22 protein-coding genes and 1 riboswitch are annotated in these 25,748 nt (G+C 48.8%); of the genes, 6 read left to right on the forward strand and 16 right to left on the reverse strand.

Annotated elements, in window-relative coordinates:
- The first annotated feature begins 1 nt into the window (after position 1).
- Positions 2-1,186, forward strand: a complete 1,185-nt coding sequence (locus tag NT140_10805) for an aminotransferase class III-fold pyridoxal phosphate-dependent enzyme (GenBank protein ID MCX5832352.1) — start codon at positions 2-4, stop codon at positions 1,184-1,186.
- 300 nt (positions 1,187-1,486) lie between these two features.
- Here NT140_10805 and NT140_10810 read toward each other — a convergent pair whose 3' ends face one another.
- Positions 1,487-2,476, reverse strand: a complete 990-nt coding sequence (locus NT140_10810; protein MCX5832353.1) for a serine acetyltransferase — start codon at positions 2,474-2,476, stop codon at positions 1,487-1,489.
- Between the two features lie 200 nt (positions 2,477-2,676).
- Complete coding sequence (locus NT140_10815) at positions 2,677-3,981, reverse strand: FlgO family outer membrane protein (GenBank protein ID MCX5832354.1); 1,305 nt, start codon at positions 3,979-3,981, stop codon at positions 2,677-2,679.
- A 649-nt stretch (positions 3,982-4,630) separates the two neighbouring features.
- Here NT140_10815 and NT140_10820 point away from each other — a divergent pair.
- From NT140_10820 to dinB, 3 genes are all read left to right on the forward strand, one after another.
- Positions 4,631-5,050, forward strand: coding sequence for a pyridoxamine 5'-phosphate oxidase family protein (locus NT140_10820; protein MCX5832355.1), 420 nt, complete (start codon positions 4,631-4,633; stop codon positions 5,048-5,050).
- 527 nt (positions 5,051-5,577) lie between these two features.
- On the forward strand, positions 5,578-6,258 hold the full coding sequence (locus NT140_10825) for a hypothetical protein (protein ID MCX5832356.1): 681 nt from the start codon (positions 5,578-5,580) through the stop codon (positions 6,256-6,258).
- On the forward strand, positions 6,243-7,493 hold the full coding sequence (gene dinB, locus NT140_10830) for a DNA polymerase IV (protein MCX5832357.1): 1,251 nt from the start codon (positions 6,243-6,245) through the stop codon (positions 7,491-7,493). The genes NT140_10825 and dinB overlap by 16 nt, the downstream gene beginning before the upstream one ends.
- 203 nt (positions 7,494-7,696) lie before the next feature.
- Here dinB and NT140_10835 read toward each other — a convergent pair whose 3' ends face one another.
- Genes NT140_10835 through NT140_10850 form a run of 4 tightly spaced genes read right to left on the reverse strand, consistent with a single transcriptional unit; the run spans position 7,697 to position 12,213 of the window.
- Positions 7,697-9,199: a DHA2 family efflux MFS transporter permease subunit gene (locus tag NT140_10835; GenBank protein MCX5832358.1), complete on the reverse strand. Its 1,503-nt coding sequence runs from the start codon at positions 9,197-9,199 to the stop codon at positions 7,697-7,699.
- A 22-nt stretch (positions 9,200-9,221) separates the two neighbouring features.
- Positions 9,222-10,319 (reverse strand): HlyD family secretion protein, encoded by a 1,098-nt coding sequence (locus NT140_10840; GenBank protein MCX5832359.1) that lies wholly within the window; start codon positions 10,317-10,319, stop codon positions 9,222-9,224.
- Between the two features lie 5 nt (positions 10,320-10,324).
- Positions 10,325-11,635: a TolC family protein gene (locus NT140_10845; GenBank protein MCX5832360.1), complete on the reverse strand. Its 1,311-nt coding sequence runs from the start codon at positions 11,633-11,635 to the stop codon at positions 10,325-10,327.
- A complete protein-coding gene (locus tag NT140_10850) occupies positions 11,632-12,213 on the reverse strand; it encodes a TetR/AcrR family transcriptional regulator (protein MCX5832361.1) in 582 nt (193 codons plus the stop codon). The genes NT140_10845 and NT140_10850 overlap by 4 nt, the downstream gene beginning before the upstream one ends.
- Positions 12,214-12,712: 499 nt before the next feature.
- Here NT140_10850 and NT140_10855 point away from each other — a divergent pair, with 499 nt between their 5' ends.
- Positions 12,713-13,288: an MBL fold metallo-hydrolase gene (locus NT140_10855; protein MCX5832362.1), complete on the forward strand. Its 576-nt coding sequence runs from the start codon at positions 12,713-12,715 to the stop codon at positions 13,286-13,288.
- Between the two features lie 89 nt (positions 13,289-13,377).
- Here NT140_10855 and NT140_10860 read toward each other — a convergent pair whose 3' ends face one another.
- Complete coding sequence (locus NT140_10860; protein MCX5832363.1) at positions 13,378-13,659, reverse strand: hypothetical protein; 282 nt, start codon at positions 13,657-13,659, stop codon at positions 13,378-13,380.
- Positions 13,660-13,811: 152 nt separating this feature from the next.
- Positions 13,812-14,174, reverse strand: coding sequence for a hypothetical protein (locus tag NT140_10865; protein MCX5832364.1), 363 nt, complete (start codon positions 14,172-14,174; stop codon positions 13,812-13,814).
- Between the two features lie 41 nt (positions 14,175-14,215).
- Between NT140_10865 and NT140_10870 the strand changes: the two genes are divergently transcribed.
- Positions 14,216-14,416, forward strand: coding sequence for a hypothetical protein (locus NT140_10870; GenBank protein MCX5832365.1), 201 nt, complete (start codon positions 14,216-14,218; stop codon positions 14,414-14,416).
- 269 nt (positions 14,417-14,685) lie between these two features.
- Here the strand turns inward: NT140_10870 and NT140_10875 are convergent, their stop codons facing one another.
- The 8 genes from NT140_10875 to ppdK form a co-directional block, all read right to left on the reverse strand.
- Positions 14,686-15,354 (reverse strand): sulfoxide reductase heme-binding subunit YedZ, encoded by a 669-nt coding sequence (locus tag NT140_10875; protein ID MCX5832366.1) that lies wholly within the window; start codon positions 15,352-15,354, stop codon positions 14,686-14,688.
- Positions 15,323-16,261, reverse strand: a complete 939-nt coding sequence (gene msrP / locus NT140_10880) for a protein-methionine-sulfoxide reductase catalytic subunit MsrP (protein ID MCX5832367.1) — start codon at positions 16,259-16,261, stop codon at positions 15,323-15,325. Before msrP ends, NT140_10875 begins: the two co-directional genes overlap by 32 nt.
- A gap of 37 nt (positions 16,262-16,298) precedes the next feature.
- Positions 16,299-17,759, reverse strand: a complete 1,461-nt coding sequence (locus NT140_10885; protein MCX5832368.1) for a catalase — start codon at positions 17,757-17,759, stop codon at positions 16,299-16,301.
- Positions 17,760-18,034: 275 nt separating this feature from the next.
- Positions 18,035-18,553, reverse strand: coding sequence for a DUF1841 family protein (locus tag NT140_10890; GenBank protein MCX5832369.1), 519 nt, complete (start codon positions 18,551-18,553; stop codon positions 18,035-18,037).
- 21 nt (positions 18,554-18,574) lie between these two features.
- Positions 18,575-18,856 (reverse strand): integration host factor subunit alpha, encoded by a 282-nt coding sequence (locus NT140_10895; GenBank protein MCX5832370.1) that lies wholly within the window; start codon positions 18,854-18,856, stop codon positions 18,575-18,577.
- A gap of 336 nt (positions 18,857-19,192) precedes the next feature.
- Positions 19,193-20,437: a DUF4118 domain-containing protein gene (locus NT140_10900; GenBank protein ID MCX5832371.1), complete on the reverse strand. Its 1,245-nt coding sequence runs from the start codon at positions 20,435-20,437 to the stop codon at positions 19,193-19,195.
- A gap of 126 nt (positions 20,438-20,563) precedes the next feature.
- Positions 20,564-22,447, reverse strand: coding sequence for an APC family permease (locus NT140_10905; protein MCX5832372.1), 1,884 nt, complete (start codon positions 22,445-22,447; stop codon positions 20,564-20,566).
- A riboswitch (cyclic di-AMP (ydaO/yuaA leader) is annotated at positions 22,436-22,577 on the reverse strand. Its footprint overlaps the gene before it by 12 nt.
- Before the next feature lie 462 nt (positions 22,578-23,039).
- Positions 23,040-25,724, reverse strand: a complete 2,685-nt coding sequence (ppdK, locus tag NT140_10910) for a pyruvate, phosphate dikinase (GenBank protein ID MCX5832373.1) — start codon at positions 25,722-25,724, stop codon at positions 23,040-23,042.
- Positions 25,725-25,748: the final 24 nt, after the last annotated feature.

Consider the following 25,748-nt stretch of genomic DNA (forward strand, 5'->3'; position numbering starts at 1 on the left):
GGTGGAAGATAAATGCACCCCACTATTTTTTAGAAAGATACCTGTCTCAATTGAGAGAGGTGCCGGCGTCCAAGTATGGGATGAAGCAGGGAACAGGTATATAGACTTCACCTCGGGCTGGGGGGTGACATGCCTTGGTCATGCCCATCCGGTGATCAGTGACGCACTTCTGGAACAGAGCAAGAAGATCATCCAGAATCCAAGTTCGGGGCTGACTTACTCACCGGCACGTGCCCGTCTTCTGTCATTGATGTGCGAAATCCTTCCCGTACCCCTGACTAGAATATTTTTCTCCAATAGTGGAGCTGAGGCAAACGACGCCGTTATCAAGCTGGCACGTAAAGCAACGGGACGCATGGATGTTATTGCCATGAACCAGGGCTTCCATGGTCGGACAATCAGCACAGCATCAGCTACTGGACAGAACAAGCACAGAGAAAAGTTCAACCCATTGATGCCCAACTATCGGTTTATTCCTTATGATGATTTGGAAGCATTGAGTGGGGCCCTTGATAAGAATGTGGCAGCCGTAATTTTAGAACCGGTTCAAGGTGAGGGTGGCGTCATTATCCCTTCCGAAGGCTATCTTAAAGAGATGAGCCGACTGTGCAAGGCAAATAGTACACTGTTAATTATTGATGAAATACAAACAGGGTTTTGTAGAACTGGACCAATGTTTGCCATAAGTCCTTTGAATATCGAAGTAGATTTTATGACTATGGCGAAAGGAATTGCCGGGGGCTTTCCGTTTGGAGCCTTTGCAATGTCTGAGGCAGTGTCAATGCTTCTTGAGCCCGGTGATCACGGTGGCACTTATTGTGGTAATCCGCTCGGTTGTGCAGTAGCTTATGCCGTCATCAAGTATTTACTCGATCACAATATATCCGCTAATGTTATAAAGACAGGCGACTACGCCCTTGATCGGATGCATCAGTTGATGATGTCATACCCAGAGAAAATTATAGAGGTCCGAGGTAGGGGACTGCTTTTGGCTATAGAGTTTTGTGATGTTGAGACCGCCAGTCATGTTGTTGGAAAATGTCTCAATCGGCGTCTGTTTGTAACGCAGACGCAAGGAAACATTATAAGGATATTCCCGGCTCTGAATATCAAGCGGGAAGAAATGGACGAAGGGCTCACGTTGTTTGAAGCAGCAGTTGATGACGCCATAAAAGGAATTTCATAACGGTGTTTTTGAGCCATTGGCCGATTTCCCATAAATTGACTGAGCAATGTCATTGTTTGCTCAAATCATCGGATTTTGTCTTTCAGGAAGAATCAATCGAAGCAACAATTATTTTAACTAGTTAACTCTTCTGGTTTGTGTAAATAATTGGAATCTTTTGCAACTCTGGCGCATTTTAGACAGATATACTTGGGCTCTCCAACGATTCCCTTGAGTTTCCCAAGATTATCTTTGATCTCATCTTTTCTCCAATCGCACAGATGCTTGTTACCTTTACCCATCTCTTTGCTTCCTCCATCCTCAGCCTGCTGTCCTTTGCGAGGCGGTGGTACACTTTCTATCATCACGCTTGAGTATAAGCTCCGGCTTTTTGATAAAGACCTTCGTTTCCGGAGGTACGGATTCTGTGAGCCAGACATTACCACCAATTACAGATTTGGCGCCAATAATAGTCTCGCCTCCCAGGATAGTCGCCCCTGAATATATTATCACATCATCTTCTATCGTCGGATGACGCTTTTTACCGCGAAGCTGTTGGACTGCATCCTTTGGGAGAGAAAGGGCGCCCAAAGTAACCCCCTGGTAGATTCTTACCCCATTACCAATGTCAGCAGTCTCACCTATTACTACACCAACTCCATGATCGATGAAAAAGCTGGCGCCGATATGGGCGCCGGGATGTATGTCTATGCCGGTAAGCCCGTGAACATACTCGCTCATAATACGAGGCATAAGTGAAATCTTCTGATGGTGAAGTTGGTGGGCTATGCGGTAAACTGTCACTGCATGGAGTCCGGGGTAGCAAAGGATAATCTCGTCATAGTTTTTCGCCGCAGGGTCTCCTTCCAAGGCGGCCCTTATATCCTTGGCCAAAAGAATCCTGATATCAGGCAATTCCCGGATAAACTTCATGGCTTCTTCACGACCGCGTTCCACACAGTGCGTACAGGATAGATTGTATCTGATGCATTCATGCCTTATGCAAAGGGTCAACTGACACGAGAGGTTTTCAAAAAGAGATATCGTTTCCATTCCCAGGTAATATTCCAGATTGACCCGGTCCAGCCGCTCCGGGATAAAATATCCCGGGAAGAGGATCCGTTGGAGTTGATGTATTATTCCTATTATTGCATCTCTTGATGGAATTGGTTCCGGGCCCACGTGGTCGAAGCAGTTATTACCGTTGCAAGTTCCAACAAGGTTGCTCACAATTTTCGGGATATCTTCTCTGTAATCACGCGATGCTTTAATATCGAGCTGACATTTATTTTTTTGTCCTTTATCTCCCATTGACTACTCCCTATCCTTTTTACTCTTCCTTTCAGCGCTGTCTGCTAATTCTATCAATGTTGATAAAAACGAAGAATACTTCTCATATTGATGGCATGCCGCTGCTCATTGTTCATTTTGCTATGAGAGTCCCGTGGTTCAGAATCCTAGACTCCTAACTTGCCGAGCAACCGAGTAGCTTCCTTCCTCAACAAAACCTTTCAGTCGCGGTAAAAACTGATCTTGTCTATCCAAACTGTGCCTTCAGTTGCTTCATTTCTGTCTGAATCAATGTCAAATCGCAGTTCTTCTATACGGTTTAAGCGTATCACTTGATCTCCGGCTTTTGCGCCCATGGATTCGGCACCTCTTTTTATCCAGCCCCTGCCAATTGTCAAACTGTCGAAGGGTATCCTGATCTTTTGCCATTCAGTACTTATGTCAAAAAAACTGACCCACCTGTCCATGGTGTTGGGATCATCCGGCAGGGAGGTTGAAGAACGAAAGGTGCCATACAAATTTCTGGTGCCCTTGGCATAGAACTCTATGCCGCTAAAAAGCGATATATTGCGTTTCCTTTTATTATTGGCAATAGCGTATGTCCCCGGTGTGTCCCCGGTGAACTTGAATTTTATTCTTAGGGACTGTTTAGAGCCTTCAGCACCGGTATTAGTATCTAAGGCAGTCTCGTAAAAGGCGGAAGACTTTTGGCCTTGCTTGCCGAGGCGATGATATCCGATTAACCAAGAAGGATCTACCCTTGCAGCCTCAAAATCCTCGTTCCAGGAACCGGAATCCCGCAGCTCCGCCGCATTGAAAAGCTTCGTCTTCATGAATACCGCCGCAACAGCCTGTCCGGTCCTCGTGTTGATTAGTCGCAGGTTAATGTTCCATTCGTTTTGGATATCGGCCAAGGTACCTGTCAAAATGAGATCTGCAATCAACAATTTCCCCGAGAACTTATCCGCCGTGTCACCGGCCATGCCGCTCAAGCTTAATTGAAGTTCATCCATAATTGATTTCAGCTTAGATCTCTCGACAACGTTAAATTGCCCAGATTCGACAAGGGTAGTAGTGAGTTCTTCCAGGGTTACTCGGCCCACCTCTTTCACACTTCCTCTTATGACCTCGAAATCTACTATAGCAATACTTTTCTTCGGCACTTGGAGTTTAACCATTGTACCCGCTGCAAAGGCTATGGGTTTCTCCAACTCAATTTTTACGGCAGTACCGCGCACCTCCATTACTCTCGCTTGCTGGTCGTTGACTTCCGTTGTTACGCCTTCAAAAAGGAGGCTTTTCTGCACAATCTGCTGTGCGATATCACTAATCGCCGAACCAGCTGTTTTTTTAATTTCCGGCACCTTTAAGGTCAGCCATACTTGCTTGCCTGATACAGCCTGCACTATCCCATCCAGAAATATAAGATTATCTTGGCCCGGCCTGTTCTCCCTATCAATGCCGGCACATGCGGCAAGCAAAATAATGATGACAGCAGCAGCGCTAAGGATAGTTGTTTTAATCATAAGATACCTCCCTTGAGTCCAGTTGACCAATTCCTTCCGATACTGCGGTTAAAAATTACATTCTTCCCGTTCACACTTTGGCTTCCCGGCGGGCTACCGTACTTCAACGATGATTATGGACATTATTGATAACCAATCGAAATCATGCCTTTTCATATAGCTTAGAGATTTGTTACTTTCAGGAAGCTGTCCTTACCCCCGATCATCACACATTAATGCCACCTTTCATCACGTGGCCGTTAATATACCTTGATGACCAAAATTGCAACTTTGTATTTGCACAGGCTGAGTTCGGATAACGCAAATATGACACCCACTGCATTGTTATGCCTCATTTTCCAGACTGATTGTCGGTTCCATTCCTGAGACGATTTTCATATGACCCCTCCTCCTTGCAGCGGTTGATAATCATTGCTTCTTCGATTGGTCCTTCCATCGTCGGCAAAAAATAGAGGCGAGTAATAGGATCACAAATTACTAATAAATAAGTAGCAAAGACCCTTTGGGCATATTTACTGATGGGTATGATCTGGCTGATTATATCTTGCGCTGATCCCTATGCTTACATTGGCACTTTACAATAAATAATCACATTGACATGACAGGGCTGTTCCCCTATATTCAGCAAAATACAACTATGAGGTAAAATATGAATGCTAAATTGATTGAATATTTCAACAAACAACCGAGGCTCGCAACGCTGAGCACCGCCGACAAAAGCGGCAAGGCAGATGTGGCGGTCCTGGGCTCACCCAGAATGGTCGACGAGAAAACGGTGGTGCTTACCCTGAGGAATAACAGAACCTTTGCGAACCTCCTGGAGAATCCCCATGCCGTGTTTACGATCATGGAACCGGGGAAGACGCATCCGGAATGGAAGGGTGTAAGGGTTTATCTCAAAATGATCGAGTATCAGACAAGCGGTGAAAAACTGGAAACGCTGAGAGCGCAGGCGCTACCGAGAGTGGGCGAAGCAATTGCAAAGCTGATGCATGCTGCCGTGACGTTAGAGATATATGAGGTAAGACCGATGATAGACAACGGGCAAGGATGGGAAGCATCTATATAGCGGGTTAAGATGAGAACAATTTTTATTCTGCTCCTCATTATCCTCGCTGTCGGCCAACTCGTATTTGGCGCTGAAAAAGTGGTGCAACTGGAAGTCTCCGGCTGCAGAAACTGAGGCGCTGCTCAGAGGATAGGTTCTATCCTCAAGGCGGTGGATGGTGTGGTCGAGGTAGCCTTTCCCGAGGGCGAAATCGTTGCCATCACTATTAATGATGCAAAGACTTCTAATCCAGTAGTCGTGGATGCTCTGAAAAAGGGCGGTTATAGCGTGAAGCAAACGATGGAAACGCCTTCCAGATAATAGACGCCACCTCTCCTGAAATATCTCAAACTCTTTTACTTAGCTTTCTCGCTGGCGTTTACAACTAGCTTTCCGGAAGCATATATTGGCTGCAACAGTTCGTCTGCATCTTCAGATACGATCTCAAAAGCAGAGCGGACATCTTGCGGGATTATACAAGGCCGACCGGTCAGCAATGTCAGGGATTAGGTCTCCCTTTCTATTTTATCGTTACTTTGGAGTTTTATATGCTTTTGATTTCAGCAACTCATGAATGGCATACCGTTCACACCGGGGCGATTATCGGTCTTCTGGAACTTTCTGGCATAGAGAATATCCACACATCTTCTGAGTTAGATCAACGGAAACGTGAGACGGAAACGCGCCTGAGAGAACGCTACAACGGGTTTACTCGACAGGATTTCTTGTCGCTGCCCGTGATGTCTGATTACGAAAGGTACTACAAGCGATTCAACAAGACTTATCATGTGCAGCTTCAGGTAGAGTCAATCGTGTTGAAGGGAAAGGATCTGCCAACGGTAATTCCCTTGGTTGATTCAAACTTCATGGCAGAAGTCGAGACGTTTGTTCTTACTGCTGGACATGATGTTGGGAAATTACACGGACCGGTTCTCATAGACGTTTCAAGAGAAGGAGAACATATCACCCAGATGAATGGCACTTTCAAAGCAATTCGCGAGGGCGACATGATTATGAGGGACGCGCATGGGATATGCTGTTCGGTTATTTATGGGCAAGATAACTGTTCGCCTATTTCACCAGAGACATCCTGCGTTCTTTATGTTGCTTACGCGCCTACCGGTATTTCATCGGGAACAGTGGATACGCAATTGAGAAAAATAGAAGATAATATTCGGCTTTTCTCTCCAAATGCCTTTGTAGAATACCGTCAATTGCTCTACGCTTAGCACATAGAAAGAGGTGTTCCACGCAAAAGGTTATATTTCTTGTTGATATGAATGCCTTTTTTATAAGTTGTGAAATGACAAGGAATGCTTCTCTTGTCGGAATTGCAGCCGCTGTTGCCGGTGATCCCAAGAAGCGTGCAGGCATCATCCTTGCCGCAAACTATGAGGCAAGGTCCTGTGGAGTCAAGACCGCCATGGTCCTTCATGAAGCTTTGAGACTTTGCCCTAAAATGATCCTGGTACCGCCAGATCATAGTTTCTATGAGCAAAAATCAAAAGAGGTCATGGACTTACTATCGAACTATACCCCGGTTCTGGAACAAAACAGCATTGATGAGGCATGGCTTGATATGACAGGGTGTGAAGGACTTTTTGGCAAACCTGCCGAGGCCGCTAAACATATTATGGATGAAATCAGGGTCAAGCTCGGGCTTTGGTGCTCAATAGGAATCGCCGCAAACAAGTTCCTCGCAAAAATGGCGGCTGAAATGAAGAAGCCTCTAGGCATCACCGAACTATGGGAGCATGATATTCCCTTAAAGCTCTGGCCGCTTCCGGTAAAAGAAATGTACGGCATTGGTGGTAAAACCGCTGAAAAGTTAAACCGCATGGGGATACGGACGATAGGTGAGATTGCCAATTTTCATATAAACACCATTGTCAAAGTTTTCGGGAAAAGCGGGAAGGAAATTTATCTGCATGCCAAGGGAATTGACAATTCCCCTGTTATCGCTCACATGGCTGATGATATGAAGTCAATCGGACGCTCAGCAACATTGCCGGAAGATATATCCGACATTGAGAAAGCAAAGCTGGTTCTAATGGAGCTTGCCGATGACATTGGTATGACGACAAGAAGGCATGGCAAGAAAGGGCGTACGGTCCATATCACCCTGAAATATTCTGATTTTCAGGTAGTTACAAGGCAGACAGCTATTCCTGCTACCTGTACCACCAAAGAAATATACCGGGCTGGTTGCAGTCTGCTTGAGCAAAATTGGAACAGGCTCCATCCAGTAAGATTGATCGGTATATGCCTCTCGGTATTTTACGGAGACAGCTCTTCGGGTCAGTTGTCACTTTTTGACCAAATAGAAGGCAATGTAAAAAGCGATAAAAATAAACAAATTGACAGGGTTATGGACGAAATACGAAACAAGCATGGCTCTGAAATAATAACCTTTGCCGCCTTGGTTAAGAAAGAAAAAGGCAGCAGCGTTGAAAGTGAAGATTGATCTCAGATCAATCAGTTATAAAAGGATTGCTAAGTAAGGGACGGATGGAAAAGGAAGGAGTATCGCCGGTAATTATAATGGCGGTCAACCCGTGATAAAAAACCTGTGAACTTTTAACGATAACTGGTTGAGAGTTACAGTTTTGGGGCGGCGGTTTTTGGGACGAGCAGGGTTGAACATAGCTTCCTGCTAATCCACAGTTATTAGTCATGGATAACGGCCCCTGATTTTCCCATTTTCATGAGCAATACCAACGGCACCAGGCAGAGCAGGAAGATGCTCAGGAGATAGAAGGCGTCATTGAACGACATCATGGAAGCCTGTCTGAGTAACTGCCGATAAATCATTCCCGGCCCTGTTGCCACGTCGGCGCTGGGCGATGGCACGAGCGGGAGAGCGTGTTGGTAAATTCTGTCAAAGGGTGTCAGTCCCTCCACAAGCCTGCTTTGGTGGAATTGGGATCTCCGCGCCAACAGGGTCGTGACAAAGGCAATGCCGAAACTGCCGCCCAGGTTCCTTACCAGATTGAAAATAGCCGAGGCGTTGCCCATATTCTCGTTTTCTATCCCCGACATAGTGGTCGTGTTGAGGGGAATGAAGAGAAAACCCATACCCACGCCCAAGATGATTCTGGGCCAGATGACCGTATTAAAATCCGCCAGGAGATTGAACTGTGCCATAAGATGAGTGGCGTAGGCAGCCACAATTAAGCCAAAACCGAGAAGATACTTGGGGTTCATCTTCGTGATCAGCCGGCCGGCCAGGGGCATGGAGATAAGGGTTGCCATGCCTCCCGGTCCAAGGACCATGCCGGCCAAAGTGGCAGTGTACCCCATGAGGGTCTGGAGATAGATCGGCAGGAGCACGATACTGGCGAAGAGGTTAAAAAAAGCACAGAACATCAACACGTTCCCTGTGCTGAAGGTGACGTTCCGGAAGATTTTGAAGTTGATGATGGGATGTTCCACAAAGAACTCGCAGGCGACAAACAAGAGCAGTGATACGACAGAAATCAGGCTCAGCCAGGTGATGAAGTTAGAAGCAAACCAGTCCTCCATTTCGCCCTTGTCGAGGACAATCTGGAGGCAGCCGATGCCGACGGTGAGGAACATCAATCCCCAATAGTCTACTTTCATCTTCATCCGGTTCATATAGGGCGGGTCAACGATGAAAAAGAGCACCATGAGGATCGAAATGAGGCCGATGGGAATGTTGATGAAGAAGATCCAGTGCCAAGACCAGTTATCGGTAATCCAACCTCCGAAAAGGGGTCCGATGATCGGTCCGAACATGATGCCAACGCCGAACACCGCCATGGCCATGCCGTGCTGCTTCTTCGGAAAGGTTTCAAGCAGGATTGATTGCGAGAGCGGCTGAAGTGCACCACCGCCGATGCCCTGTAGTATCCTGAAAATCACCAGGGAAGAGAGGCTCCAGGCGAGGCCGCAGAAGAACGAACTCAGGGTAAAGAGGGTTATGGAATAGATGAGGTAACGCTTCCTGCCGAACAGGCGGCTCAACCAGCCGGTCAGCGGGATGATGATCGCATTGGAAACAAGGTAGGACGTGATCGTCCAGGTGGCTTCATCGAGTCCGGCGGAAAGGCTGCCGCGGATATGGTTGAGGGACACGTTGACCACCGAGGTGTCGATGATCTCGATCACGGTCGGGAGCATGACAGTCAAGGCGACAATCCATTTATTCATATCCTGGGGAAACTCCTTTGACTCAATTTTCCAGGATAATCGTCGGCACAACGGACATGCCCACCCGGAGCACATGGGACGGATCGGTGTTCTTTTCCAGAACGATCTTGACAGGGACCCGCTGGACCACCTTCACATAATTTCCCGTAGCATTCTCCGGCGGGAAGAGGGAAAAAACCGCCCCGGTGCCCGCCATGATGCTGTCGACTTTTCCTTGGAAAACCTTATCGGGATAGGTATCGATGCGGACTTCGACTCTCAGGCCCGGCTTTATCTTTTGAATCTCTGTCTCCTTGTAATTGGCAATCACATGGATGTTGTCGAGGGGAACCAGTGCCATAAGCGGCTGTCCCGGCTGAATCTGGTTGCCGACCTCTACGGACTTCTTGGTTACAAATCCGTTGACTGGCGCATAAATCCTCGTATACCCCTGGCTCAGTTGCGCCGTCTTCAAAATTGCCTGCCGTTGCGTGACTGTGGCTGCCTGCGTCCGGAGGGCAAGTTCAGAGTGTCTTATCACTTCTTGTTGAGTTTCGATGGTGGCTTCAGTTTGTTTAAGCTGATCCTTGGCTACCTTGACCTGGGCGGAGGCCACATCGTGAGCGGTCTTGGCTTGGTCGGCGCGTTCCTTGGAGATTGCCTCTTTCCGGATTAAATTTTCCGCCCGTTGGCGATCAAGCTCAGCCTGCCGTAGTTTTGCCTCCTGAAGGTTCAGGTTGGCCTCGGCCGCAGCGGTGCGATACTTCATTTCGGAAAGCTGCCTGCGGTTAGTCTCCACTTGTGAGGCAAACTCGGTCTGTCTTGATTTCTCGGCGGAGAGGGAAGCCCCTGTTTCCCCGGCTCTGACATCGTAGTCCGTCGGGTCGATCTCCACAAGCAGCGCTCCCTCTTTGACCGCATGGTTGGTCTCTACGAAAATCGTTTTTACCGTCCCCGGTATCTTGGCAGCGATGCTGTGGATATGGCCATCGATGAAGGCATCGTCGGTACTGATATGCCTTGCCTTGTACTGTATGTAGAAAAAGACGCTTATTAAACCCGCAACTCCGACGCAGGCAAAAACAATCGCTGCTATGATCTTTTTTTTGTGGTTACTGTCGTTCTTGTTGACTTCATCCATAAGAGTTACTTATACGCCTCCGCCAATTTTTGTCCCTGGGAATACATCGCTGCCGCTTCAGCCCTGCCAAGGTCGTAAAGTGCACGGTAGTGATTCGTCTCGGCAACCGTAAGGAGCGTCACCGCATCAAGCACCTCCGTTGCCGTTCCGACTCCCTCCTGATACCGCGTCTTGTTGATGCGCAGGTTTTCCTCGGCCTGTTGCAGGGCGTCCTTCACCACGGCAATCTTCTGCCGGGCTGATTGAGTGTCCAATAGATTCCGCTGTACTTCAAGTTTGATGTCATCCACCAGCTTTTCTTTCTCTTCCCGGAGTTTTGACTTTTGGTGTTCGATCCTGGCTACCTCAGCCTTCGTGCTACCGCCACTGAAAAGGTTCACCCCTACTCCGAGAATCATCGCCCAGTTCCCCTCGTACAGCTGGTAGCGGTTTTCCGTATAATCATACCCGCCCCTGACAAAGAGTTCGGGATAAAATTCTGCCTTCTTCGCCTGCTCCTCCAAACCCAATGTTTTCAGGGTCTCCTCAGCGATTTTTATTTCCGGCCGTTCCTTTAAGCCGATCTCCCAGGCTTTTTCGAGGTTTGTCTCGAGGTAGTCAACATTCGGTTTATCCACCTCAGCAGCCGCCACTTCGGCAGTGAGCGGTCGCAGGAGTGCATTATTGATGCGTGAGGCATTGATCGCCCGGAAGTTCCTGGCGCTAATCAGCCGCTGCCCGGCGTCGGACAGCCGTACCTCAGCCTGGAGGAGATCGTTTTTCGTGATAACTCCTTCAGTATAGAGGTCCTTCGCATCCTTCAGATGAGATTGCAGCCGCTCAACCTCTATCGCCGCCACTTTGGCAATATGTTCGGCTTCCAGTAGGTCATAATAGGCCAGGGCGAATTCAATGGCGGCAAGATTCCTGATCTTTTGCGTATCGAGTTTCTGGGTATCAACTCTTGTTCTCCCTGCCGCATAACGTGAGGCGGTTCGTTTAAAATCATAAAGTGTCTGCTGAACACTGATACTGTAAGCGAGAAAGTCCTGTTGGGAAGTGGGAATAGTAGCGTTTCCGAAGATCGCTTGCGGTTGATGGGCCAAAAAGGTCTGGTTCAGAGAGGCGTTCACCCGGGGAAAGAGGCTCGCCCGTGCGATCAGCGCGCTGTCTCTGGCAATCTCCTCATCATAAGCGGCGATCCGTGCCAGCCTTCCTTTTTCAGTAACAATCTTGAGCCCCTCGCCCAGCGTCAGAGTCTCGGCTGCAGTTGTTCCGCTCAAGAGGAGAAGCGTTAAAATCGAAAGGGCAGAGACTAAACATACCTTGATCCTCATTGAATCGTTCCTTTCATAAAAACTTCCACGAATTCCCTGATCACCTCTTCCTTGTCGGAACCACTCTCTCCTCTCCAGAGAAATTCACGGGTGAAAAAGAAGGAAAAAAACATTCCCACAAAGGCCATTGCTCCGATTTCCGGGTGAAAGCCCCGCAGCAGCTGGAGGCTCTGCATCTCTCGAAAGTAAGATGCCAGCGCCTTAAAAATTTCTTCGACAAAATTGCGGTGGATACTCACCACCGTTTGCGGGTAACGGTGTATCTCAAAAGACATGATTTGTATCATGCCCTTCCTTTCATCAAGAATCTCAAGGAAACGTCGGGCAATTTCTTCCAGGGCTTCTTGATAGTCCATTTTGGCAAGGCAGGGCAGGAGATCCTTTAATGTAGGAAGGAAGGTATAGGTGTTCATGATTTCTGCAAAGAGTTTTTCCTTTGATGAAAAGTGCCGAAATAGCGTGACCTCGGCAACTCCTGCAGTTTTGGCAATCTCTCTGGTCGTAGAGCCGAGATAACCCTTTGTCGAAAACAAAGCTAGCCCCGCCTCCAGTATCTTTTTCTTTGTCCCCTTTGACATTGTGCTTTGGTAGCACTTACTTACAAAATATTCAAGAAAATAAATCAGCTCTTGAAAAAAAGAAACTACATCAGAAAAAACGTAAAATAATTTAATGAAATTTGCTCTATTAACTCTTCATGTTCAGATAAGTTTTTCCTCTTCATATATTCTGAATACTCTGGCCGGATATGTTCCAGTAATTGAATATATTTGGTTTTTTATTTTAGGTGATGTATTTCCAGAATTCATGATATTGCGAAGGTTGATGATTACCGGCAAGAGCCGGGAAGAAAAATTGTTTTCGGATTGCTTTTCTTTGACATATCGCGACCTATGCCGTAGTAGCATTTTTCTTAACCGGCAAGAATCGGACTGGCTGGTGGGCATCAACTGTACACGAGCACAAACCCTGGTCATGCGCCGAGTCGGAGGAGATGGTGTCTATTTTATCGGGCGCACATCCGTAAAAATTATTATGCTTGAAAGCACATAAGGAATTCCAGAAGGGAGATCATTTATTATGCTCAAGATGATGGCTGTTGGCTCGTATCAGGCGAACTGTTATATACTGGGATGTAAAAAGACCATGGAGGGGATTGTCATTGATCCTGGGGGTGAGGCGTTTCGCATTGTAAAAGAGGTATCCAATACTGGTCTCAGGATAAAATATATCATAATCACCCATGGCCATCATGACCACACAGGCGCGGCGAAGGAGCTAAAGGGCATTATAAAGGCCCCTGTATGGATACACCAGCTGGATGCTCCCGGACTGGGTTTCCCGCCTGACGGGACACTTGTTGAAGGACAGGAAATTGAAGTTGGTACATATAGGATAAGGGTGATCCATACACCCGGGCATTCTCCTGGTGGCGTATGTCTTTACGCGCCAGGAGCTGTCTTTACTGGGGATACACTTTTTTCCGGTTCCATAGGACGCACCGACTTTCCTGGCGGCGATCATCAGAAACTGATTAGGGGGGTAATGGAAAAGATATTTCCCCTTGGAGACGATTTACGCGTATATCCGGGGCATGGGCCTGCCTCCACCATAGGTCAGGAGAGGCTGAGGAATCCATTTTTCAGGCGCTGATCAGAAAGGATTATTTTGCAAGGTTATAATTGGTAATCAACAGAGGATGAAAATAATCAGAAACTTGGATTTATTTTTATATAACGCCTTTAAACCTTGATGATGATTCGCTTTCTATGCAGCGCCCAAGCTAAGCCAAGGAAACCCAGGACATGGGCCAGGGCCATGGTGGCGCCGCCCGCTACTGAGCCCAGCCATGGCGCGAAGAGATGATCGTTCAGCCAGTAGATGAGTGACTGTGTCGTACCCAACTGTGTCTTCAATCGTATAGTGAGAAGCGCACTCTCCCACAGGGAAGCGACGACATAAATAAAGAGTGGGTTCTCACCGAAAATCACAAGGGGTGTGGCCAGGCGCGCCCACTGCTTCACATCGCTCAACCACACCATGAACGCGAGCAAGATCAGATCTATACCGATGGTGTAGATCGTGTAGGAACTGGTCCAGATGGATTTATTGAGGGGTAGCCAGATGCTCCAAACCTTGCCCAGGAAGAAGAGGACAATGCCCCACAGGAAGAGGGTCAGAGGGTCAGCATCGCGCGCTCCCGGTCTTGGGCAACATCCACCAACCGACCTGCCAGGTAACCGGCAATAACGTTGACGAGGGCAGGCAGGGTGGAGAGCAACCCCTCCGGATCGAAGGGGATGCCATAGTGAAGATAGAGATGCTGAGGACCGAGCAGTGCCAGATCCATTCTGCGGACGGCGTTTCCCGCCAGGGAAAGAGGATCCTCTTGGCCGCAGACGAGCAAGAGGCCCCAGTAACCCAGCAGTAGCAAGGTGGAAATCGAGAGCAATCTTCTCACCGGAAGCAGGAGAGCAAGGAATGAGGCCACCCCATAGCAAAGCGATGCGCTGAAGGACGCCAGGTAGCCTGAGTCCATTGCCGTTGATCAGATAGCCCGGGAAATTCATCAGGAGCCCGATGAGAAAAATAATTATCGTACGCCAGACCACCTTTAGGGCCAGCGCGCTTGTCAAGCGATGCTGGGCGGATTTGTGGGCATACCACATCGAAGTGCCAACGATGAAAAGGAAGGAAGGAAACACCAGATCCGTGGGCGTGAAGCCGTGCCATGCCGCATGGCGGAACGGCCAGTACATGCCCTTGAATATCCCGGCATAGTTAACGAGGATCATGCCCGCGATGGTAAGACCCCGGAGTGCATCCAGAGCCACGAGGCGTGGAGCTTTGGATTGCATGCAAACTCCTGTGTTAGTAAGGATATCGAAGTCGTCGCTGGAGTTGATAAATCATGCGCCAATTATTTCCGGCGGCGCAAGGGAGGAGAGGCTACCACCTTCCGCCAAAAAAGTCACGCTTAAAAACCCGCACCTTTTATACCGTAATAGAGTAACGATCCCGATCAGTTGAAAGATAACAGACGTAAAGTCTTATCTGTTGCCGTCAGAGAGCGTAATGCGTCGCTTCTTCCTTTGCTTAAGCAAATATTCCAGAGCCCTGTACCCAAATAGTATAAATAAAACTACAGCATAAGCGAGCGGCCGCCTCGTATCTCTTTTTACAAGCCAAAGGTAATGGACCACCCCCCCTACAGCGGCGGCATAGACTGTGATTTGCAGGTTTTTCCATCTTTCGTATCCCAGCAGCCCCCTCATGCCGCTAACCGATGTAACAGCGGGAGGGACGAGTAGAAGCAGGCTCGCAAAACCAACAGCTATGCGTTTGTGTTTTATCACATCATCGCTTATAGCCGACCAGGAAAGGCCTTGGTCGAGTACAATATAAGTAATGAAATGGAGGCCAGCGTAAAGAAAGCTGAAAAGCCCCGACATTTTACGTAATTTGGCGGGCCATGACCATCCGGTGAGACTGCAGAGTGGGGTAATCGTAAGTGTGAGCAACAGCAAATTAAGAGCCCAGTCGCCAGTCGTATGGATGACCTTTTCTATCGGGTTGGCTCCAAGCCCCAAAGTGAATGCGAGAAAGACCAGCCGTGAAACCGGCAGGAGATAAATAATGCAAAAGACAATTTTGAGGCGGTCAGCGCACTTCACATGCAGATTCCCATCAAAAGTACTTCCTGAGGTCCATACCCGCATACATGTGCGCAACCTGTTTACCGTATCCGTTAAACATAAGAGTATTTCGCTTCGCAATCTCACCAATCCGACGCTCCCTTGCCTGGCTCCAACGGGGGTGGTCTATCTCGGGGTTTACGTTGGAGTAAAATCCGTATTCTCGGGGGCTTGCCTTCATCCATGCGCTAATCGGCATCTGCTCAACAAAGCGGATACGGACAATAGACTTGATGTTCTTAAAACCGTACTTCCAGGGCACTACGAGTCTCAGGGGGGCGCCATTCTGGTTAAACAACACCTTCCCATACATCCCCACGGCCAGCATGGTCAAGGGGTTCAATGCCTCATCAAACCTCAGGCCCTCAATATAAGGCCAGTCAAGCACATCGAGGGTCTGCCCCGGCATCTGCTTCTGGTCCTTCAGTGTCATGAATTCTACGAATTTCGCCTTAGAGGTTGGCTCACACCTTTTTATGAAATCGCCGAGGGGAAAGCCGACCCAGGGAATAACCATTGACCACGCCTCCACGCAACGGAACCGGTAGATGCGCTCTTCCAAGGGAAATATTTTCATGACCTCATCAATATCGTAAAGCCTGGGTTTGTTAACATGTCCTTCCACTGAAACGGTCCACGGACGGGTACGGAAGCTTTTGCTACGTTCGGCTACATCCTCTTTTTCTGTAGAGAACTCATAAAAGTTGTTGTAGTGAGTGGCGTCCAAAACGGGGGTGGTTTTCTCGCCCCCGGTGTATGCACCGCTTTTACCCACGTTAAGCTTAAGGTCGGCATCACCTTCCCGTGCAAATAAATCGGGAATCGCCCCTGTTACGGCAATAGCGGCTGTCGCAGCTATAAATTCGCGACGATTAAGGTAGAGGTCTTCATCGGTAATCTCTAAAGGTGAAATATCAGTTTCTTTCTTGATTATCATGCGCGTTCTACCGAATCATCAAAACAAAGGTCTATTTCGGAACTTCGCTCATCGGAATGCCCAGAGCCTTGGCGATTCCTTTGCCGTAGGTTGGATCTGCCTTCATGCAATTGCTGATATGGCGGACCTTGACCATCTTGGGTGCATCGCCCATAGCGCGGGCTGTGTTTTCAAAAAGAACTTTCTGCTGTGCGGCATTCATCAGGCGGAATAGCTTGCCAGGCTGTGTGTAATAGTCATTATCGTCTTCGCGATAATTCCAGTGATCCGCTGCCCCATTCAGCTTCAGCGGCGGTTCGGCGAATTTCGGCTGTTCCTGCCATTCACTATAGCTATTGGGTTCGTAGCCGATAGTGCTGCCATAATTACCGTCCACCCGCATGGCGCCATCACGGTGATAGCTGTGGTATGGGCAACGGGGGGCGTTGACCGGGATCTGCTGGTGGTTCACACCGAGACGGTAGCGTTGCGCGTCACCGTAGGAGAACAGCCGCCCCTGGAGCATCTTGTCTGGTGAAAAACCTATGCCCGGGACGACATTAGCCGGGTTGAAGGCCGACTGCTCGACCTCGGCGAAGTAGTTTTCGGGGTTGCGGTTCAGTGCGAGGACACCCACCTCCATCAGGGGATAATCCTTGTGGAGCCAGACCTTAGTGAGGTCGAAGGGGTGGTAGGAGCAGGTTGACGCGTCCTTCTCCGGCATGATCTGAACAGAGAAGATCCAGCGGGGGAAGTCTTTTTTTTCGATACTCTCGTAGAGGTCGCGCTGGTGGCTCTCCCGATCCTTACCGACAAGCTCCTCAGCCTGCTGGTCGGTCAAATTCTTGATCCCCTGCTGGGTTTTGAGGTGGAACTTGACCCAAAACCGCTGGTTCTTGGCGTTGATGAAGCTGAAGGTGTGGCTGCCGAAGCCGTGCATGTGACGGTAAGTAGCGGGGATGCCCCGGTCGCTCATGACGATGGTCACCTGGTGGAGTGCTTCCGGCAGTGAGGTCCAGAAGTCCCAGTTGTTTTTGGCACTACGCATGTTCGTACGGGGGTCACGCTTCACGGCATGGTTGAGGTCGGGAAACTTGAGGGGATCGCGCAGGAAGAATACAGGCGTGTTATTGCCCACCAGATCCCAGTTCCCTTCCTCGGTGTAGAATTTCATGGCAAAACCCCGGATGTCGCGTTCGGCATCTGCCGCACCGCGCTCGCCGGCGACAGTAGAAAAACGTACGAAACAGTCGGTATTCTTGCCCACCTTGGAGAAGATTTTAGCTTTAGTGTACTTGGTGATGTCATGGGTGACGGTAAAGGTGCCGTAGGCGCCGGACCCCTTGGCATGCATCCGACGTTCGGGAATTACCTCCCGGTCGAAGTGGGCCAGTTTTTCGAGGAACCAGACATCCTGCATAAGCACTGGACCACGCGGTCCGGCTGTCATCGTGTTTTGATTGTCTGCAACGGGTGAACCGTTCCTGGTAGTCAATTTTTTCTTCGCTGCCATGATAAACCTCCGTTTTGCGTTTTTGAATGGGCTAAAAGCTGCTGTAACTTGAGAACCTTTTCCCAAACTTGGCATTGTGCCGGATTAAGTGCCTGAAAATGATTGACGCGTCCCACCGATATAATATTCTCCTTCTCCCCAAATATTGGAGTGCTCAGTTCTTCAATTATCATTTTTAGCTTGTCTTGGTCACAAATATTTTAATCTCATTTTATTCAGGCAGCTTCTCCGCCCCGGAAACCATGACGGTTCACCACCTGCTTTCTTGGGACTTCTTAATGGCAGGTTGTGTAGCTTGATAAATCTTCTTCAATGATCTTCTCTATCTCAGATGGTTCAGCCGCTGCGCATTTGATCAGCAATCGTTTATAACGGGCGGCTTCAAAGGGGTTTTTACCTAATGCCGATGCATGCATCACATGAACGAGAATCATCATAATCACATGAACAGCCTCATGGTGAGAGAATCCCTTGCCCTCTAAGGCTGCATATAACGAGGTGGCTTGTACGGGTAAATTTGCCGAGAGCTGATCCTCAACCATCTGATGGGTGCTGATATGCAGGAAGGGATTAAACATTGCTCCGGCATCATATTCACGGCCGTCAAGAATTTCGATGTTTTCAAAATGGTCGCCATACTCTTCGTGATCCATCAAGATTTCCGCAAAGTTATTCTCTTTTTCCGATAATTCATCCCGCCTGTCAGACTTAACCATGCCCCAGATATAATAGATGCTCTGGCGGAATAACATCCTTTGCTGTATTGCAGCTTTTTTTAATGCGTCGCTGGCCATAAGAGTCTTTGCTTCACATAATCAGCTATTTAAAGCGCCCTTCAATACCGGCGATGTTTTAAAAATGACGACCTTCCTTGCGGTGATGGCCATGTCCTTACCAGTTTGCGGGTTTCTGCCGTTGCGCTCCTTCTTGGCCTTGACAGTCCATTTCCCGAAGCCGGATATTTTGACATCATTGCCTTTTTCCAGCTCAGCTTTCATGATGTCGAAGGTTGAATCCACCGCAGACGCGCAATCTTTTCTGGATAGACCTGCCTGTTCGTTGAGTACGGTGACGAGATTGTTTTTAGTAAGTGACATGGTGATGCCCCCCTATGTTTGATCAGTATTATTTTTTGCCTCGCTGCCGGTGTAATATATTACTATTGTCGAAAAATATCAGCAATTTCTTGCTTTGGGGTTGCCTGGGTAATTCTTTGGTAATCAGCAATCTGGATGATGTATTGATTTTTATTTCGTTTATTGAAGTCAGTGACCGAGGCCCATGCGTTTTTTGTAGCAGCTTATAACCCGTAATGCTTAGCCCTGAAAACATCGTTGCCTATTGCATGCACCAAAGTGTTACTCAACTATAGAGCACAAAACGAATGATTACCAAAAGAAAGAGTGCATTGGTAATAACAGTGCTGCTCAACCTCAAGGGGCTAAACCACTTCCAGTCAGGCGTTCAACTTCTAATGATAGTGCGACTTGTTTGGCCAGTGATTCTAGTAAATGTAATTGCCCCTGAAGCATAAAGCGTTCTGGTTCGGCAGGCCTTAAAGCAATAACACCCAGAGTGGTACTAACTGCCTGTAAAGGTGCATAGAGCATGTCGGTATTGGAGGAAGCTTCTGCCCCCCGGCCTATAATTTTGCCAATATCAAAGGCCGATCGGGCATTCTTCATTTCTTTCAGTATATCCCTCTCAAAAACAGAAGCAGCATCACCGGCAGCTATGTGCAAATTTCCGTTCTTGTCGGGAAGTAATACCGCAACCTTGCTATCGAAAACCTCAGAAATATATTGTATCGTGATCTTTAAAATATTCTCAATACCCCTGATACTGGCAAGCTGGCGACTGAGTCCATGCATAGCGGCGGCCTGTCGTTCCTGAACATGGGCAACATTGGCTTGCTGACGCATGTTTGAGGCCAAGTGACTGATGACCATAGCCACAAGCAACATAACAATAAACGTAACGACATCTTGCGCTTCCTCCACCGTAAAAGAAAAGCGTGGAGGAATAAAAAAGAAATCAAACGATAGGACACTCAGGCAAGAAATAAGAATAGCCGGGCCTCGGCCACAGCTGACGGCTGTCAGCATAACGCCGAGCAAATACACCATAATGAGGTTGCTAAGATGGAAGTAGGGGTACATGATAAAACAGAGTATGTTAGCGATGATAAAGAAAAGTATACCCGCACCATAGTCTGATATATGGATCTTTGGGGGTCGGACAACATAACTTGTCTCGGTTTGTTCACCGCTCTTGCCAGAGATTACATAGACGTCTATTTCACCACTCAAGCGCAGCAACTGATCCAAAGGACTCCTCAAGAAAATACTCTTCCATAGGGAGCGTCGTGGTTTACCAGCAACAATCTTGGTAATACTACGACTTTTTGCCAAGTTAACAAGCTCTTCGGCTATATTGCGGCCGGTTAAAAGAAATGTCTCCGCTCCCAATTGTTCAGCCAAGCGTAAATGATCGACTGCACTGTTTCGTTCTCCCTCGGGTGAGTTGAGTACATTCGGTTCTTCAACATATACCGCATACCACTTGGCACGCAAACTGTCAGCCAGCCTCTTTGTAGAACTGATAAGTTTGGTGGAGGATAACCCGGGGGTCACGCATACCAGGAGTTTTTCGCCTAACTCAAATTCTTTATTATCCATTTTTTCATTCCCCCTTTGAGATTGTGTGTGCCTACTCGCATTAAAATTGTTTCTCGGATCTCGGGAAAGTTCCAATACCAAGCCGTCCTCGCATCGCCTATCCTTATGGGTTAAGGATAAGGTGAATTATCTGTCCACATTGCCTGTTATAACTCCAATATCCTCATTATACTCAATGTCAAATTTAAATTTGGGGAACAGTTTTGGTAGCTTCAGCATATGATAGACCATCACCCCTATTGAGAGGCGGTCCATCCATGATGACATGGGCCATCCAAAATGAACCACCACCCTGTGGTCACCCATCTCGTATTCAAAAACCCGTAAAATGGAAATAATACGGCTATACAGGCTGACCTTCATCAGGGGAAACCGAAAATGATTAGGCGCCATTTTGAGGGGGATGCCGCCAACCCGGGGTGAGTAGAAAGTAATGAAAGCTTCATTGTCATGAAGGTGCGTTCTGTCAGTTTCCTTGGATCTGCGGAAGAAAAGGTGGACCTCTTCAGCTTCAGACTCCGCCAGATAGAGGATTAACTCCATTTCCGTATCGCCCTGTTCGATTTCCTTTAATTCGGGTGAGCGTTTCTTGGCAATGATGAAGCCTGCAAGCAGCATAACGCCGGTGACGGTAGCCCAAAGCATGGTGGCATGGGGTTTATCAATGGCGAGAAAAACGAAGCAACTGACCAGGATGATGAAGAGAATGAGGGTAACGAGGCGGCTCGTAGAGTAAGTTATGCCTTCTGACTTACCCATGAAATAGCGATAGATGATGAGAGAACCCATGTTAATGCAGAAGGATGCAATCAGACCGAGGGCATACATATTGGCCAGTTCCTGCTGGCTGCCCATGGTGAGAAAAATAATGATGGAAAAGAATGCCGCACTGGTGATGTGGATGCGATAGAGGGAATGACGGCGGTTGGTGACGATAAACCAATGAAAACCGTAGCGATGGGCTACCCGTTCCATGAGCTCGCTGGAAGCTACAAAGGCGGTATTGACGGCCATGGTGAGGGTGAAGCTGGCTAACGCGCCAACGGCGAAACCAAAAGGGATGCCGTTCAGTAATGTGGCGTAGTGGGTAATCAAATCACCTTCATGGGCTTTAAAATCTATTTGGCTTGATAAGGCGAGCATAGCAATGAGGGGGGTGATCAAGCCTACCGTCAAAGCCAGAAACCAGTAGGCCTTCCGGATTTCCTTCCAGCTCCTCACCAGTCCAGCGGTCTGGAGGACAGATTCCACACCCGAATAAGCCAGGATACAAAAGGCGATGCTGGAGATGAAATCACCGTAGTTTTGCAAGATAGAACCCGTGTTTACCGCTTTTGTCGTCTCAATGGCCGCCAGTTTTATCTGATTAAGAGAACCACCATCCAACGTTATCAGACCTGAGACAATGAGATTGAGAATGACAAAGACAGCCGCAACAAAGATCATGAAGGTAAACCGGGCATTTTCCCTGATGCCGCTGATGTTTAACCCAGCTACGGCCCAGATTATGCCTAATACCAAGAGCATTGAAGTCGGTTGAGACAGCGGGAAGAAAGATGTGGCATTCGATACGGCACTGACGGCAGACATGCAGGCGGTGAGGATGTAATCCACCATGATTGAAGATACGGCAACAAAGGAAACCATGGGGCCCAATACCAGGTAGGAAAAAGAATAAACACCACCGCCAATGAGGTTATTATGCTCCAGGATTTCAGCTATTTCCGTAAGGCGGGTGCTGATAAAACGCACTAGGATACTCGTTATGGCAATGAAGATGATAGCGCTTAAGCCAATGAAACGAAAAGCTTCGGCAGGAGCATAGAAAATGGACGTAAATTCGTCCATCAAGGTGATAACGCCCACTGCAAGGTAGGTGAGCCAAATCCGGCCACCACGATTATAGGAAAGGAGATTGCGTTGACGGAAAAGATAGAAGAAGAAAACGAACAGGCCTGCATTCAGCAGGAAAAGAACTACTGTTTTGAAGGTAAACGTATATCCTCCCATTAGCTACGAGGTTAGCTGACGGGCTCGGGCAGGAGGTGTATCTTACCCTACCTCATAAAAGGATTCGCCCCTAAAAACCGGGTCCCCCGCTTCTCTGGTTTGGCACCAGAGAATTCGCTTCTTACATGCTGCAATGATTTTGCAGGCTGGATTTAACAACCTTTTGGTAATAAATGTCAATAAAAATTATCGTCCATGTTTCCACATTTCCATTAGGAAGAAAGTATGTTTCAGAAAATCGCCGCATGCTCTCTTTCAGGAAGGCTACCGCAATCAATCTGAACAGGAAATGTGTTGTCAAGTTTTCCCACATTTCATTCCGAAGTCGCGCCGACGCTCAAGCCTCTACATTTCGATTGGTTATCAATAGAGCCAATCATGATAAAACATCAATAAAGCCGAACACCTGTCACCTCAAATGTGCACCTATGGGGATGGAAAATTTTTAGGATTTGCGCTCGAAATGATTGATCCAACGGGGGCGTAACAGGCTTGGCGCTTGCCCCAAGCCCGCGTTGACGCACTCATTAGGCATTCCTTACTGTATGGATTTTCGGGTAGATACTCGATCCGTCTTTGCCTTTTCTTTTTCCTATTTTGATACCAGCGCCCCCATGCCTTTTTCCTTAAGCCTGGCCTGGGCCGCCGCGAGTCTGGCGATAGGCACCCGATAAGGAGAACAGCTTACATAGTTTAGTCCGGCCTTGTGACAGAACTCAACACTCGCCGGATCTCCGCCGTGTTCACCGCAGATGCCAACTTTAAGGGACGGTCGCGTGCTACGTCCCTTTTCGATTCCCATTTTGACCAGATAACCGACTCCTTCTTCGTCCAGAGTCTGGAAGGGATCGTTATCCAGGATATTATTGTCCCGGTAGTAATTGATGAATTTACCAGCATCATCACGACTGAAGCCGTAAGTGGTCTGCGTGAGATCGTTCGTGCCAAAGGAGAAGAACTCGGCCTCTTTAGCGATCTGATCGGCAATAACGGCAGCTCGGGGAAGCTCGATCATCGTTCCGATCAGATATTCAATCGTGACGCCTTTCTTTTTCATAACCTCTGCGGCCGTCGCCACGATGAGTTCCCTCTGGTTCGTAAACTCCTTGCTGATGCCTACTAGCGGCACCATGATCTCGGGAACCACCTTCTTGCCCTTTTTGGTCAGATCACACGCGGCCTCAATAATGGCACGGGTTTGCATACGCGTTATCTCCGGAAATACAATACCCAGGCGGCAGCCGCGGTGCCCCAGCATGGGGTTGATTTCGTGCAGCTCTTCGACGCGTTGCAGCAGACTCTCCTTTGCGGCAATGGCAGCCTTGGGCGTGCGCCTGGTCTTCATGATCGCGACCTCTACCATGAGCTTCTCACGCTTGGGGAGAAATTCATGCAGGGGTGGATCCAGAAGGCGTATGGTGACAGGGAGTCCATCCATTGTCTCAAACAGGCCTTTGAAGTCCGAGCGCTGCATGGGCAGAAGTTTGGTCAGCGCCTTCTCCCTGTCTTCCGTACTGGTCGCCAGGATCATCTCCTGAACGATGGGCAGCCGGTCCTCGGCGAAGAACATGTGCTCCGTTCGGCAAAGACCGATTCCTTCCGCGCCGAACTGCCTGGCCAACCTGGCGTCGCGTGGAATGTCGGCATTGGCGCGTACCTTCATGGTGCGCACCTTGTCCGCCCACTGCATCAGTTTTCCAAATTCACCGCTTACCTCGGGATCGGTGGTCGGCACCCTGCCGCGGATGATGCGACCGGTGCCGCCGTCAATCGTAATGTAATCGCCTCTTTTAACAATCACCTTACCGACGCTGAACTCACCGGCCGCGACGTCAACTTTGATTGATTCACAGCCGCTGACGCAGGGCTTGCCCATCCCGCGGGCCACCACCGCCGCGTGCGAGGTCATACCGCCGCGAGCCGTGATAATGCCTTTGGCGGCATCCATGCCGTGAATGTCGTCGGGCGTGGTCTCGGGACGGACGAGGATGACCGGAGATACCTTGGCCTGCTCTACTGCCTCATCGGCAGTAAAGACGACTTGACCGGCGGCGGCGCCCGGAGATGCCGGCAGTCCCCTGGCGATAACGTCTAACCTGGCCTTGGGATCAATAATCGGATGGAGCAGTTGATCCAGGGCGGCAGGTTCAACGCGCAGGATTGCCTCTTCCTTGGTCAGGAGTTTTTCCTGGACCATGTCCACGGCGATCTTGACCGCGGCGGGCGCGGTACGCTTGCCCGAGCGGGTCTGGAGCATATAGAGGGTTCCTTCCTGCACGGTGAATTCGAAATCCTGGATATCTCGATAGTGCTTTTCTAATTTGCTTGTGATATCGCGGAGCTGACGAAATACCTGCGGCATTTCTTTTTCCAGATCAGCGATCGGATGAGGGGTGCGGGTGCCGGCGACCACGTCTTCACCCTGGGCATTGGTCAGATACTCACCGTAGAATTCCCTGGCGCCCGTGGATGGATTGCGTGTAAAGCCGACGCCGGTTGCCGAAGTTTCGCCCATATTGCCGAAGACCATGGCCTGAACATTCACCGCTGTGCCCAGGTTGCCGGGGATGTTGTTTAATTTACGATAGGTAACGGCACGGTTATTATACCAGGAATTGAAGACGGCATCGCGTGACATGGCCAGTTGCTCCCAAGGGTCCTGGGGGAATTCGCGTTTTTTGATCTGCCTGATCCTGGCTTTAAATTTATCCACCAGCACCTGGAGGTCATCTGCCGTCAGGTCCACATCGAGCTGGACCTTCTTCTTGTTTTTCATTTCATGTATGACCTGTTCAAACACCTCTTTTTCGACGCCCATCACTACATTCCCGAACATCTGGATAAACCGGCGGTAGGCGTCCCAGGCAAAGCGTTCATTGCCGGTGCGTTTGATAAGTCCCTTGATCGTCGAATCATTGAGACCGAGATTCAATACCGTATCCATCATGCCGGGCATGGAGAATTTAGATCCCGAACGTACTGACACGAGCAGGGGCAGTTTGCTGTCGCCGAATTTGAACCCGCCCGCGACGGATGCCTCTACCTTCTTCATATATTTGCGCATTTCCTCGTCTAAACCATCAGGAACTCGCTGTCCCAGATCATAGAACTGGTTGCAGACCGCAGTCGAAATGGTGAATCCCGGCGGCACCGGCACACCGATGTTGGTCATCTCTGCCAGTCCGGCGCCCTTCCCGCCGAGCAGATCCTTCATGCTCCCCGTACCCTCGGCCTTTCCCTTCCCAAAAAAGTAAATGAACTTATTGCCGGTAGCCATATTAATTTCCTCCCTCAGAGTTCA

This window comes from Deltaproteobacteria bacterium (assembly GCA_026388415.1).
In the GTDB taxonomy this organism is placed as follows: domain Bacteria; phylum Desulfobacterota; class Syntrophia; order Syntrophales; family JACQWR01; genus JAPLJV01.